Source organism: Metabacillus schmidteae (assembly GCF_903166545.1).
GTDB classification, from domain to species: domain Bacteria; phylum Bacillota; class Bacilli; order Bacillales; family Bacillaceae; genus Metabacillus; species Metabacillus schmidteae.
The window spans coordinates 283,622-297,968 of record NZ_CAESCH010000001.1 but is presented as its reverse complement, the minus strand read 5'-3'; the positions used below and the strand labels follow the sequence as shown (position 1 = coordinate 297,968).

12 protein-coding genes and 4 tRNA genes are annotated in these 14,347 nt (G+C 35.2%); 14 read left to right on the top strand and 2 right to left on the bottom strand.

The features are described from left to right. Positions 1-164 precede the first annotated feature (164 nt). From HWV59_RS01345 to rlmH, 14 genes are all read left to right on the top strand, one after another. Positions 165-1,451 (top strand): adenylosuccinate synthase, encoded by a 1,287-nt coding sequence (locus HWV59_RS01345; protein ID WP_102231788.1) that lies wholly within the window; start codon positions 165-167, stop codon positions 1,449-1,451. A 446-nt stretch (positions 1,452-1,897) separates the two neighbouring features. Then, positions 1,898-1,973, top strand: a tRNA-Lys gene (locus HWV59_RS01340). Between the two features lie 17 nt (positions 1,974-1,990). Next, positions 1,991-2,065 (top strand) — tRNA-Glu (locus tag HWV59_RS01335). Positions 2,066-2,091: 26 nt separating this feature from the next. Beyond that, positions 2,092-2,168: transfer RNA gene (locus HWV59_RS01330), tRNA-Asp, on the top strand. A 391-nt stretch (positions 2,169-2,559) separates the two neighbouring features. Further along, positions 2,560-2,632: transfer RNA gene (locus HWV59_RS01325), tRNA-Phe, on the top strand. Positions 2,633-2,878: 246 nt separating this feature from the next. Continuing rightward, the gene (locus tag HWV59_RS01320) at positions 2,879-4,324 is read left to right on the top strand and encodes a peptidoglycan DD-metalloendopeptidase family protein (RefSeq protein WP_235991647.1); all 1,446 of its coding nucleotides are present in this window, start codon (positions 2,879-2,881) and stop codon (positions 4,322-4,324) included. A 265-nt stretch (positions 4,325-4,589) separates the two neighbouring features. After that, positions 4,590-5,297: a response regulator YycF gene (gene yycF, locus HWV59_RS01315; RefSeq protein ID WP_102231787.1), complete on the top strand. Its 708-nt coding sequence runs from the start codon at positions 4,590-4,592 to the stop codon at positions 5,295-5,297. Positions 5,298-5,301: 4 nt separating this feature from the next. After that, positions 5,302-7,125, top strand: a complete 1,824-nt coding sequence (gene walK / locus HWV59_RS01310; RefSeq protein ID WP_102231786.1) for a cell wall metabolism sensor histidine kinase WalK — start codon at positions 5,302-5,304, stop codon at positions 7,123-7,125. After that, the gene (locus tag HWV59_RS01305; RefSeq protein WP_102231785.1) at positions 7,122-8,465 is read left to right on the top strand and encodes a YycH family regulatory protein; all 1,344 of its coding nucleotides are present in this window, start codon (positions 7,122-7,124) and stop codon (positions 8,463-8,465) included. The genes walK and HWV59_RS01305 overlap by 4 nt, the downstream gene beginning before the upstream one ends. Further along, a complete protein-coding gene (locus HWV59_RS01300) occupies positions 8,452-9,270 on the top strand; it encodes a two-component system regulatory protein YycI (protein WP_175637916.1) in 819 nt (272 codons plus the stop codon). The genes HWV59_RS01305 and HWV59_RS01300 overlap by 14 nt, the downstream gene beginning before the upstream one ends. A 20-nt stretch (positions 9,271-9,290) precedes the next feature. Beyond that, positions 9,291-10,085 carry an MBL fold metallo-hydrolase gene (locus HWV59_RS01295; RefSeq protein ID WP_175637915.1) on the top strand — a complete coding sequence of 265 codons (795 nt, stop codon included), beginning with the start codon at positions 9,291-9,293 and terminating at the stop codon, positions 10,083-10,085. Positions 10,086-10,190: 105 nt separating this feature from the next. Next, positions 10,191-11,402: a S1C family serine protease gene (locus HWV59_RS01290; protein ID WP_102231782.1), complete on the top strand. Its 1,212-nt coding sequence runs from the start codon at positions 10,191-10,193 to the stop codon at positions 11,400-11,402. 103 nt (positions 11,403-11,505) lie between these two features. After that, complete coding sequence (locus HWV59_RS01285; protein WP_175637914.1) at positions 11,506-11,661, top strand: CxxH/CxxC protein; 156 nt, start codon at positions 11,506-11,508, stop codon at positions 11,659-11,661. Between the two features lie 80 nt (positions 11,662-11,741). Further along, positions 11,742-12,221, top strand: a complete 480-nt coding sequence (gene rlmH, locus HWV59_RS01280) for a 23S rRNA (pseudouridine(1915)-N(3))-methyltransferase RlmH (protein ID WP_102231780.1) — start codon at positions 11,742-11,744, stop codon at positions 12,219-12,221. Here rlmH and HWV59_RS01275 read toward each other — a convergent pair. Beyond that, the gene (locus HWV59_RS01275) at positions 12,193-13,746 is read right to left on the bottom strand and encodes a recombinase family protein (RefSeq protein WP_175637913.1); all 1,554 of its coding nucleotides are present in this window, start codon (positions 13,744-13,746) and stop codon (positions 12,193-12,195) included. The two genes, rlmH and HWV59_RS01275, sit on opposite strands and share 29 nt — an antisense overlap. Next, the gene (locus HWV59_RS01270; protein WP_175637912.1) at positions 13,743-14,324 is read right to left on the bottom strand and encodes a helix-turn-helix domain-containing protein; all 582 of its coding nucleotides are present in this window, start codon (positions 14,322-14,324) and stop codon (positions 13,743-13,745) included. Before HWV59_RS01270 ends, HWV59_RS01275 begins: the two co-directional genes overlap by 4 nt. Positions 14,325-14,347 lie beyond the last annotated feature (23 nt).

Sequence of the window (14,347 nt, the reverse complement as noted above, 5' to 3'; positions counted from 1 at the left end):
TAAATGAAAAGTATCATTTTGTTAAAGAGATCGAGGTTTGAGTTCAATTTACGAACAAATCACATAATTGAATTTGATATTGTTCGTATTTTGGATTGACTTTCACAATTGCCATTGTTAAAATAAACATGTTTGAATAGTGCGAAATTACGGAGGTGCACGGAATGTCTTCAGTAGTAGTTGTTGGAACTCAATGGGGAGATGAAGGAAAAGGGAAAATTACCGATTTCCTTTCTGAAAATGCAGAGGTTATTGCTCGTTACCAAGGTGGTAACAATGCAGGTCATACGATTAAATTTGATGGAGAAACGTACAAGCTTCACCTAATTCCATCCGGGATTTTCTATAAAGATAAAATTTGCGTAATTGGAAACGGAATGGTTGTCGATCCAAAAGCACTTGTAAAAGAGCTTGCTTATTTACACGAACGTGGAGTTACAACAGATAATTTACGCATCAGCAATCGTGCTCATGTTATCCTTCCATACCACCTGAAGTTAGATGAGGTAGAAGAGGAACGCAAAGGCGCAAATAAAATTGGAACAACGAAAAAGGGAATTGGTCCAGCATACATGGATAAAGCAGCTCGTGTTGGAATCCGTATTTCCGATCTTTTAGAGCGTGATGTATTTGAAGAAAAATTATCAAGAGCTCTTCAAGAGAAAAATCGTCTACTTGAGAAATTCTATGAAGTAGAAGGCTTCACAGTGGACGAAATTCTGGACGAATATTATGAATATGGACAACAATTTAAGAAATATGTTGTAGATACATCTGTTGTACTGAATGATGCTTTAGATGAAGGACGTCGTGTTCTATTTGAAGGTGCACAAGGTGTTATGTTGGATATTGACCAAGGTACATATCCATTTGTTACATCATCAAATCCAGTTGCTGGGGGAGTAACAATTGGTTCTGGTGTAGGACCAACAAAAATCAATCACGTTGTTGGTGTGTCAAAAGCATATACAACTCGTGTAGGAGATGGTCCATTCCCTACTGAGCTTAATGATGAAATTGGTCATCAAATTCGTGAAGTAGGTCGTGAATATGGAACAACAACTGGACGCCCACGTCGTGTAGGCTGGTTTGATAGTGTTGTTGTTCGTCATGCAAGACGAGTGAGCGGATTAACAGATCTTTCATTAAACTCAATTGATGTTTTAACAGGTATTGAAACATTAAAAATCTGTGTTGCCTACAAATATAAAGGTGAAACAATCAATGAGTATCCAGCAAGTCTAAAAGTCCTGGCTGAATGTGAACCGGTATATGAAGAATTACCAGGCTGGACAGAGGATATCACAAGTGTACGTAATCTAAGTGAATTACCTGCAAATGCAAGACATTATATCGAACGTATCTCTCAACTTACAGGAATTCCATTATCAATCTTTTCTGTTGGACCAGATCGTTCACAAACAAATGTTATTCGCAGCGTGTATAGCTAATGATAATGGGGGGATGTTTATCCCTCCTCTTTTAATGTTTTAAAAAAAAATAATTTTTTTAGAAAAACATATTGTAAAGTCATTTATATGATGATATGATAGATCACGTCCTGTTAAGACAACTTGTTTTACTTCTCATTGTAAGATGAGCCATTAGCTCAGTTGGTAGAGCACGATTGAATATGCTGCGAAGTGTTACTTCAGCACACAAATTGAGCTGCTCCTTGAATATTCTTTCTGAGATTTGGGTGTCTGAAACAAACGGAAAACTAAGTTGTACTTCTCATTGTAAAATGAGCCATTAGCTCAGTTGGTAGAGCACGAACGAATAAGCTGCGAAGCGTCACTTCAGCACACAAATCGAGCTGCTCCTTGTATAATCTTACTGAGATTTGCGTGTCTGAAACAAGTGAAAAAACTATAAGTTGTACTTCTCATTGTAAAATGAGCCATTAGCTCAGTTGGTAGAGCATCTGACTTTTAATCAGAGGGTCGAAGGTTCGAGTCCTTCATGGCTCACCATTGTTTTTAAAAACAGTGGCCCATTGGTCAAGCGGTTAAGACACCGCCCTTTCACGGCGGTAACACGGGTTCGAATCCCGTATGGGTCACCATTATTAATTCTTTAAATATAGAAAATGGTCCGGTAGTTCAGTTGGTTAGAATGCCTGCCTGTCACGCAGGAGGTCGCGGGTTCGAGTCCCGTCCGGACCGCCATTTTACATATTATGATTTAATATATTACATACAATTAATAAGTTGCGAGTAAAAGGGTTTCGATAAGCGAAAAGATCAAGGAAGCGAATGAGCGAACACTGGAGCGTATGTGAATACGTGAGGATGTGAGTGAAGGAGCTGACGCAGAGATTTGAAGCTTAGCGGAAGCCGTAAGCTAAATATGGCTCGGTAGCTCAGTTGGTAGAGCACGACCGAATAAGCTTCTCTGAATAGACATCAGCGTACTCATCGAGCTACTACTTGAGTAATCATCCTGAGATGAGGACGATTACCTAATTACAGAAATAAAAATGAAAATAAGTTATTACGTATAATTATAAGTACTTGAACAGCTATATTAAGTTCAATACATATAATACATAATATATATGGCTCGGTAGCTCAGTTGGTAGAGCAATGGACTGAAAATCCATGTGTCGGCGGTTCGATTCCGTCCCGAGCCACTTAAAAGACATGAATCTTTAGATTCATGTCTTTTCTATTTGGTATGTGAAATATGACAATATAACCAAAATATGTATCCAATAATACAGTAGTATTACAATTCAATTAAAAAACCATACGAATATTGATTCTATGTTAAATTAGTAAAGGGTAAAATGACGTGAATTTTGCCGGTATTTAAGAGTAAATTCATAGTAGCTTGCTTTTAATAGTGCTCTACTTAATAGATTTAGGAGGAAATACCATTGTTTAATCGTTCTACTAGAGTGCTAGGAGAAGAAAGGTCAATTATGCAGCGCTCTTTATTTAAAAAGCTTACAATGGGTGTGGTTTTAGCAACATCCTTAACCTTTGGAATAGATGCTCAAGCTGAAGATTCAATAGCTACTGTTTACCATATTTATCATGAGGGTAAGTATATGGGTACAGTTGATGATCAAAAGGTAATCGAAGAGCTTAGTACATTGAAAATTAATAAAGTAAAAGATAAATATAAAGATCTACAACTAACTGTCGAAGATATTGAGATTATCCCTGAAGAAATGTTTCGACCAGTTTTTAATAATATAGAAGTTGCAGAGAATCTAAAAAAAGAGCTAGATGTAGTAGTGAACGCGACTGTCATAGAAATTAATGATCAAGAAGTCGCTGCATTTCAAGATAGCTCAATTGCGCAAAATGTTTTAGATAAATACAAACAGAAATTTGTTTCAAAAAAAGAATTAGAAGAATTAGCATCACAACAAGCGACTAAGTCTTTGCCAGTTCTTAAAGAGGGACAATCTCGAATTACGGATGTTTCCTTTACTGAAGACGTTACGCTGGAAACAAAAAAAGTGTTACCTGAGAAAATAATGACATCTCAACAAGGATTAAATCTATTGGAAAAAGGTACACCTGTTGAAAAGGAGTATAAAGTACAGGAAGATGATGTCCTTGGAGAAATTGCATCTAAACATGACCTATCTCTTGATAAGTTATTAGACCTTAATCCTGAGCTTAAAGAAGATTCTGTTATCAAACCAGGTGATCTGTTAAACGTAACTGTGTTAAAGCCATATGTAAAAGTTCAGGTTCAAGAAGAAGTATATGAGAAGGAAACAATTGCTTATAAAACAGAGATAAAAGAAGATTCCTCAGTGCCAAAGGGAGAAGAGGAAGTTACTCAAAATGGTCAAGATGGAGAAAGTTTAGTACATTATACTATCACAAAACAAAATGGTTCTGAGATAAAGCAGGAAATTTTAAATGAAAAAGTACTAAAGGAACCTGTTAACGAAATGATTATAAAAGGTACGAAAGTTATTCCTTCAAGGGGAACGGGAAGTCTTGCATGGCCTGCAGTAGGCGGTTATATTTCTAGTGGACTTGGACAACGCTGGGGTAAGCTACATAAAGGCATTGATATAGCAAGACCTAGTGATCGTACTATAAAAGCTGCAGATAATGGAAGGGTTATATCTGCAGGTTATAATGGTGGTTATGGAAATAAAGTTGTTGTTGATCATAACAATGGAATGAAAACTGTTTACGCACATTTGAGTTCGATCTCTGTCAAAGTTGGACAAGTTGTATCACAAGGACAAAAGCTGGGCGTAATGGGATCAACAGGTAACTCAACAGGAATCCATCTTCACTTTGAAGTTTATGAGGATGGAAACCTGAAAAATCCTGAGGATTACTTAAAATAATATAATAGAAAGGGTCTGACAAACTTACTATCTCAGTCAGTCCCTTTTTTCATTTCCATATAATTATTTTTATACCACAGGTAATCCTATAGTAAACTATATATAGGAAGGAATCGTTGAAAAAGATGAATCTCTTCTTTGAACATGGTACATTTAAATATATGACAACTTCTAGCTTATTGTCATTTGGCTATAAAGTTTGAAATAAAAAAGTAAAATAAAACAGGAAAAATAGATGAGACATATTAAAGTAAGGGGCGAGAATATGGAAAAGAAGATATTAGTTGTTGATGATGAAAAACCAATTGCAGATATACTGCAATTTAATCTAAAAAAAGAAGGCTATGCAGTTTACTGTGCTTATGATGGAAACCAAGCATTAGAAATGGTAGAAGAAGTAAATCCAGACCTCATATTACTAGACATTATGCTACCAAACAAAGATGGAATGGAAGTTTGTCGTGAAGTGAGGAAAAAATATGAGATCCCGATCATTATGTTAACCGCAAAAGATTCAGAGATCGATAAAGTGCTTGGACTTGAATTAGGTGCTGATGATTATGTAACAAAACCATTTAGCACGAGGGAATTATTAGCTAGGGTAAAAGCAAACTTACGAAGACATCAGGTTAATGATACAACTGATTCAAAAGGGACATCCAATGAAATCTCAATTGGATCACTTGTCATCCACCCGGATGCATATGTTGTATCGAAGAGGGGAGAAACAATTGAATTAACACACCGTGAGTTTGAGTTACTTCACTATCTTGCTCAGCATATTGGACAAGTTATGACACGGGAGCATTTGTTACAAACGGTATGGGGATATGATTATTTTGGAGATGTGAGAACTGTTGATGTAACCGTTCGACGCTTAAGGGAAAAAATAGAAGATAACCCAAGCCATCCGACCTGGATTGTAACGAGACGTGGAGTAGGCTATTACTTAAAGCAATCAGAACAGGAATAATAGCATGAAACGAGTAAGATTTTTTCAATCCATTCATTTTAAGTTTGTATCAGTTTATGTTTTACTGATCATGCTAGCCATGCAAATTATTGGAGTTTATTTTGTAAAGGAATTAGAAACAACATTAAAAACGAACTTTGAGACTTCATTAACCAAGCGTGTCAGCCTATTGGTATATAATATTGAGCAAGAAATGTCACGAGATCCTAAAGAGTATCCAGATGGAAAGGACTTGAATAGTGAAATCATGTCAATTTTTCGAGATTTCGTTACTGATGAGATTATCGAGGTTCGAGTAATTGACATGAATAAAACGGTCATTGCAACATCTGGTAGTAATCAGGATATTGTGGACAAGAAAACGACAGAGGAATCTGTTCGACGTGCATTAGTAGGGCTTGATTATACAGCCTTAGCATTCCATAACGAATCTGAGGATCGTGTTCGAGTCATTTCAGTTCCTGTTAACCATAATAACCAAACAATTGGTGCAGTTTATGTTATTGCATCAATGGAAGAAGTTTTCTCACAGATGAGTATAATTAATAAGATACTGGCGACAGGCACAATTATTTCGTTAGCTATTACTGCAGCCCTCGGGATTTTTTTGGCAAGAACGATTACTAGACCAATGACGGATATGAGGAAGCAGGCAATTGAACTAGCTAATGGTAATTTTTCTCGAAAAGTTAAAGTTTATGGAGAAGATGAAATTGGTCAGCTTGCGATTACCTTTAATTATCTAACACAAAAACTAGAAGACGCACAATCAATGACAGAGGGAGAACGAAAGAAATTAGCGTCTGTTATTGCCCATATGACAGACGGTGTTATTGCAACGAATCGAGAAGGTCGAGTGATCTTAATCAACAATCCTGCATTAGAGATGTTAAATGTTTCACGTGGAACAGTTCAACAAATACCGATTACAGAACTCCTTGGCATTAGTGATGAATATACATTTGATAGTCTAATTGAGGAACAGGAATCATTAGTATTAGATACAGGTACGGATGAACGTCCATTTATTTTACGAGTCAGTTTTTCTGTTATTCAAAAAGAGATGGATAAAACAGATGGTTTAATTGCTGTTTTGTATGATATTACAGAACAGGAGAAAATTGATCAGGAAAGAAGAGAGTTTGTCGCAAATGTATCTCATGAGCTGCGTACGCCTCTTACAACGATGAGAAGTTATTTAGAAGCACTTGCTGAGGGAGCATGGAAGGATAAAGAGATTGCCCCGCAATTTTTGAATGTAACTCAAACAGAAACAGAACGAATGATTCGTCTAGTGAATGATTTATTGCAATTATCAAAGCTTGATCGAACAGATTATCAGTTAACGAAAGACTGGATTAACTTTACGGATTTTTTCCATAAAATAATTGATCGATTTGAGATGACAATATCTCAACATGTATCATTTGTTCGCAACATTCCAAAGGAACCTCTTTATGTTGAAATAGATACAGATAAAATTACTCAGGTATTAGATAATATTATTTCAAATGCACTAAAGTACTCACCAGAGGGCGGAAAGGTAACCTTCACTATTGATATACTTCCATCTGAAATTCAAATTCGAGTAAGGGATGAGGGTGTTGGGATTCCGAAGGAAAGTGTAAATAAAATCTTTGATCGTTTCTATCGTGTTGATAAGGCTCGTACTCGTAAGCTTGGAGGAACAGGCTTAGGCTTAGCAATTGCAAAGGAAATGGTTCAAGCACATGGAGGAGATATATGGGCACAAAGTAAGGAAAGTTCGGGAACAACTGTGTTCTTTACTCTGCCATACGATCCGGAACAAGAGGATGAGTGGGAATGAATAAAGAGTCAATAAAAAGTGTGTTATTAACAATACTAGTTGGAATTAGTTTATTTTTCACATGGAATTTGTGGAATTCACAGCCGCCTTTTGAAGAGCTTCAAAATAATAGTTTTGTTGAAAGTGTTCCAATCAATAATATAGAAAGAGAGCTATATGAGGTAATAAAACCAAATAAGCTATTTTTGCATACACCAGAACAGCATTTTGGTACGTATGATAAGCAGGATGTAAATAATCTTTGGTCGGAAATGCAAAAATGGGACTATAGCCTAAGTACTAATCGTAACTTAATTCAAACTTTTTCGAAGGATAAATTTATAAATTGGATTAACGGGAATGATGAAGCTAAAATAGAACTTAGATTTCTTGACGGAGTTCCTTTTGAAACCTTTGAGACAATGTTTAACTGGGAGACAGAATTAATTGAAGATATAAGGTTTGATCGAATCTATTTAAATGTGCCACGGGAGAAGGAAGTCCAAAGGGTGTACTTTGTTTCAAGTGATACATTACAATATGTTGAAGCTTCTGTTAATCTTACGGATGCTAATACAATTGTTGCAGAGATTTACAATCAAAGAAACGAATTAATTCCATTCTTTGCTTACGGTGAAGATGATAATGTTCAAATTTACTTACCAGAGAATGAAGTGAAAATTGATAGCTATGAATATGGTACAGATGAAATTGAGGGGTCTGCTTTTAAAAATGCTTTATTTGGTAATCCCCAAAATGTAAAACAAGATGTCAATTCATTGAGAAATCGCTATACAGATAGTTGGCGAGAACTAAATATCCATTCAAGTGAACATAGGGTAGAGTTTGTAAACCCTACACTGAGAGATACCAGCTTCCTTGAAAGCAGTGCGCTCATTAGTCAGAGTGTTGATTATTTAAACGATCACGGCGGTTGGACTGATGATTATATTTTTTATATGATAAATGAGCTGAATCAAGAAATTACGTACATTATGTCTATTCATTCAATTCCGGTATTTGAGTCAGATGATAAATACTTTGGACCAACCAAAATATCTCAACAATGGGGTCAAAGTGAAATATCGATTTATGAACGTCCTTCTTATCAACTTATGAAAAACCTTTCAAGTAATAACACAGAGAGATTACCTTCGGGGCATGAATTAATAGATGTTCTATCCAAGGACTCATCTATTAATATAAAGGACATTAAGGACATTTATATTATGTATGAACTACAGGGAGAAACTGATCAAAGGATTGTAAAAATTACTCCATATTGGTGGGCTGAATTACAGGATGGAAGAGTTCTAAAAATAGATGGAAATCAAAGGGGGGATAGAAGTGGATTGGAGTAAGACAAAAACCATTTTTATTCTTGCCTTTCTTGTTTTAGATGTCTATTTGGCAATGGAATTCTTTGAGCTAAGAGATAAATCTGATTATGCAATTATTCAGGAGGCCACGATTGAGGAAAGGTTAGAAGCAGAAGGAATCGTTTATAATGACTTACCGGAGGACATTAATAAAAGCTTTTATATTACAGCAAAGAGTAAGGATTTCACAATAGAGGAAGTGGCAAAATTAGAAGGTCAAAGAGTTGAATTACCGAAATCAAGTCTTGAGGGAGAACAATCATTTCGGACAATTAACATGTTATTAGACAAGCCATTTCCATTACCCGATGTGAATACTCAAAGTAAAATTACTCAATTTTTAAAGGATAATGTTATTTCTGGTGATCAATATCATTATTGGTATACAGATGATCAAAAAAACTCTATAATATGTATTCAGAATTATAATAATCGGACCATTTTCCAAACAAAAAATGATCATATCGGAATGGTGATTTTATATCTTAATGAGGATAATGAAATCATTAGTTACGAGCAATCAATGTTAGAAGAAATAAAGGAAGTCGAAGAAAAAGAATCAGCCATCACTGCTTTAAAGGCAATTGAAGCTTTATATAAAAATAATTATTTAACACCAAATAGTGAAGTGGTAGATATTGAATATGGCTACTACACTCACACCCCTCTTTCTAATCAGCAAATTTTGGCACCAACTTGGCATCTAATAGTTGAAAAAGAAGATAAAGAGAAAGAAGATTACTATGTGAATGCATTAGAAGGGGATGTTTTACAATTAACGGAATAGGGAAAAGAGGAGTGACGAAGATGAGCTTGCAGTTTAGTGTACTTGCAAGCGGTAGTACGGGGAATGCTATTTATGTTGAAGCGAACAATCAGGCATTTTTAGTTGATGCTGGTTTAAGCGGTAAACAAATGACAAACTTATTTGAGCAAATTGGTCGAGATATAAAAAATCTTTCAGGCATCCTGGTGACACATGAGCATAGTGACCATATAAAAGGACTGGGTGTACTTGCCAGAAAACATAAGCTACCCATTTATGCAAATGAAAAAACATGGCAAGCAATGAATGGTTTAATCGGAGAAATTTCAACAGATCAAAGGTTTGTTTTCCAAACGGGTTCTGTAAAATCGTTTGGCTCTTTGGATATTGAATCATTTGGTGTTTCCCATGATGCAGCAGAACCGATGTTTTTTGCATTTCATCATGAGGGAAAGAAGCTTGCATTGATAACAGACACCGGGTATGTTAGTGATAAAATGAAGGGCACAATTCGCAATGCAGATGCCTTTGTTTTTGAGAGCAATCATGATGTCTCAATGTTGCAAATGGGTCATTATCCTTGGAGTATTAAACGACGCATTCTAAGTGATGTGGGACATGTTTCAAATGAAGATGCAGCACTAGCCATGATGGATGTGATCGGAGATTCAACAAAACGAATTTATTTAGCTCATTTAAGTAAAGATAATAATATGAAAGACTTAGCAAGAATGTCTGTTGAGCAAACATTAGCTAGTAAAGGTTTTATTACCGGTGAACAGTTTGAACTATATGATACAGACCCAACAACCCCAACTACGCTTGTAGCAATTTAAATTTCATAATATCGTCATCATCTTGGTTAATTTTCAATCTACAAGAGAATAATGTTGATTAGGTAAGCACTATTCAAGATGTGTTTGAAAGGAATGGTGAGCATAATGGGCTATTATGATCAAGATTATGAGAATTATAATGCCAAAAGACAAAAAGGTAATCGAGGCGGCTGGTTTTTAGCAGGATTTGTTGGAGCAATCCTAGGAGCATTGTTGATGTATTTTGCTATACCGGCCCTGTCAAATATCGTTCCGTATGACATGGAACTCGGAGAAGAGTCGTCAGACCAGGAAGGCACTATTGACAATCAGTCGGGAGTTACCAAAAATGTATCAGTAAATGTGAATTCAGCCATTACAGACATTGTTGACAATGTATCAGATGCTGTTGTTGGTGTTGTCAATCTTCAGGAGGCCGGATTCTGGAATGAAACGGGTGAGGCTGGAACCGGCTCAGGCGTTATTTATAAAAAAGAAGGAAAGAATGCCTTTGTCGTCACAAATCACCATGTTATTGAAGGAGCATCACAACTTGAAATTAGTCTGAGTGATGGAACAAGAGTCCCAGCTGAAATTCTGGGCAGCGATTCTTTAACTGATCTCGCGGTATTGAGAGTAGATAGTGAAAAGATAAAGAAAGTAGCCGAGTTTGGCAATTCTGATAGTGTTAAGCCTGGTGAACCTGTCATTGCCATTGGAAATCCACTTGGACTTCAGTTTTCAGGGTCAGTAACACAAGGTATAATATCAGGAACAGAACGAGCGATCCCTATCGATGAAAATGGTGACGGTCAAGTGGACTGGAATGCTGAAGTCATGCAAACAGATGCAGCGATCAATCCTGGAAATAGTGGTGGAGCTCTAATCAATTTAGATGGAAAAGTGATTGGAATTAATTCCATGAAAATAGCTCAATCAGCAGTAGAAGGAATCGGGCTTTCAATTCCTTCAAATCACGCCATACCAATTATTGAGGACCTTGAAAAATATGGTGAGGTAAGACGACCGTTTTTAGGAATTGGCATGAGATCGTTAAATGAAGTTTCCAGCTACCATAAAGAGCAAACATTAAAGCTATCTGAAGATGTTACAGATGGTGTCATCGTAATGAGTGTTGTTCCCGTATCACCAGCAGCTCAAGCCGGCTTACAGGAGTTTGATGTTATCACAGAGTTTGCAGGGGAAAAAGTAAAGGATATTATCGAACTACGAAAAGCTCTTTATGATCAGGATGTCGGTAACACAGTTGAAGTGGTATACTATCGCAACGGTGAAAAGATGTCTGGTAAGTTAAAGCTTGGAGAGGAAAACATGTAAGGGAGCTAAATATTTTAGCTCTCTTTTTTTACTGGTTGTGGACAACTATTAAGGGTAAACTAAATAATAAATATCCACATGTGGATAAGGAGGATTCTAGAAAATGTATTGCTGTGAAGACCATATTGAACTAGCAATTGATATGTATGTAGATGAAAAAGAAACTGCACCAGAAATAGAAAAAATTGATAGCAATGGAAAGTTATCCACAAGATGCCAATTGTGTGAAAAACCAGCTATATATGCAGTTGGAGAATAATTTTTAACATTATTGTGGATAAGTTTTCAGTAATGTGGATAACTTTTGTGGATAAACATAATTAGAACGGGGAAACAAAAATGAACATTTCAATCATTACAATTGGAAAGCTAAAAGAAAAATACTTAAAACAAGGAATCGATGAATACTTAAAACGTTTATCATCCTACGCAAAGATGGAAGTCATTGAATTACCAGATGAAAAAGCTCCTGAAAATCTAAGCGAAATCGAAATGGAGCAAGTAAAGGAAAAAGAGGGAGAAAGAATCCTAAGCAAGATTAGTGATGACACATATGTTATCGCATTAGCCATTGAAGGAAAAATGAAATCTTCTGAACAGCTGGCAAAGGATTTGGATCAGCTTGCTACTTATGGAAAGAGTAAAGTTGCGTTTGTTATTGGGGGATCACTTGGGTTGAGTTCTGCTGTTATGAAGAGAGCTAATGACAGTCTTTCTTTTTCGAAAATGACATTTCCTCATCAGTTGATGCGGTTGATTTTGTTGGAGCAAGTTTATCGGGCGTTTCGGATTAATCGGGGTGAACCGTACCATAAGTAAGCACAAAGTCTTCAAGAGAAGTATCAAAGAAAAGTTCAATATCCTTGATACTTCTTTCTTTTGGTCTTTTCCCCTCATTAACTGTAATCCTATTAATAATTGAATGAAGAACATGCTTTTGTTGTTCATGGCTAACATTCTTTAAAGCAATATTAATTTGAGATAGTACATCGAACACATCATTAAACTCAATTGATTGAACAGATGGCTTCCGTAATTCAGATTCAATGGCTTTTTTTCTAGCCAAAAGTGTTTCACTGTTTTTTTCTAAATTTTCAATTTTACGAAGCAAGGATTTACTATTTAATTGTTTTTTTTCAAAATTTGATAAGTATAGTTCAATTACCTTCTCATTATTCTTTATTTCTTTTTCTGTTTGTTTCAATTGTTCTTCGAGTGGTTGCTTATGCTTTTTTAGTTCTTGATTTACTTTACCTAATACATTTGATAACACTTGTTTATTCCTTGAAAGAAGGTGTAATCGTTTAAATACGTATTCCTCTGCATCATCAGCTAATACTAAATTAGAAGAACAAACAGAAGAGCCTTTATAGTGAAAGTTTCCGCATTGGTAATAGCGAATGTATTCATTGCTTTTATTAGAACGCTTTGCCTTATGTCCAATCATTCCTTGACCACAAACAGGGCACCGTAATAATCCTGTTAAAGGGAAACTTCCTAAGAATGTTTTTGTAGGTTTATGTGATTTTTTTTTAAACATTGCTTGGGCTTTGTTCCAAACATCCATTGTGATAATTTGTTCATGCTTACCTTCTTTAATCATAGGTTTTTCATTTTTTCCTTGTCTTCTTTTTTCAGACCAATTTTCGACTTGATTAAACCGAATAAATCCAGCATATAAAGGATTTGTAATTACAGTTCTAATAGAATTAATAGAGAATGCTTTTCCTCTTTTTGTCTTATAACCTTCCTTGTTTAATTTATTTGCAATTGCTTTATAACCTTTTCCATTTATGTAAAGGTTAAATATATATCTGACGATGAATGCTTCATCTTCAACAATAACTAATTGTTTATTTTCAGATTTATAACCTAGAGAACTGCCACCATTCCAATTCCCCTCATTAGCTCGTTGATTCATCCCCATCTTTACATTCTCAACAATTTGGTTTCGTTCTAATTCAGCAAAGCTACCCATCATTTGTAACATAGCTTTTCCAGTAGGTGTCGAGGCGTCAATGTTTTCACTAAGACTAAAAAAGGCTACATTTTGTTTTTCAAGCGTTTCGATAATGTTTAAGAAATCTAATTGTTTTCTTGATAATCTTGAAATTTTCCATACCATCACCATATCAAACATACCCTTACTAGCATCTTGTAATAATTGTGATAGAGCAGGTCTATTCATAGTTTTAGCACTAATTCCTTCGTCTTTATAAACATCAATAATTTGGTGTTTGTGAACTTTGCAAAAATCCGTAAGTGTTTGAATTTGTCCTTCGATGGAAAAGCCTTCTTGAAATTGCTCTTCTGTCGATACACGTACATATAAAGCTACCTTCATTTTGTTTCCTCCTGTTGTTCAAATATTTTGTGTAGTTGTTCAAGTAAAAATAGCTTATCTTTTTTATCTAGCTTAGATAAATCATAAGAAAATAGAGAAGTGAAAAACTTTCTTCCTTCCTCGTCTTGAAAGAGATGCTTTAAATTAGAAATCACTGTATTCATCTTATTCATTTCATTAACAATGGCAGAAAAAAAGTATTCATCTAATAAATTGCTTTGTACTTTTGTAATATCCTCAATTTCCCCATCGTTATAGTCATTTTTATTTATTATAGAAGAGGTGTTAAATAGCTTGTTATTATAGTCAATTTCTAAGTTGTATTTATTAGAAAAAGAAAAATCATTATCAGAAAAGCGATACTTATTATTCAAAATATCGTTTATTTCTGATTGATTTACATTTAAATACTCTAAAAGCTGATAAGCTGTTTCATAATCGGGTTTCTTTATATTTCCTCGTTCTAATTGAGAAACGTAAGCAAAAGACTTTCCAATTTTTGAAGATAAATCTCTTGAAGATATTCGATTTTTTAATCGTAGACCCCTTATAAAGTCGCCAAAAGTAACGTTTTCCATTAAATCACCTCCTTACACAACCT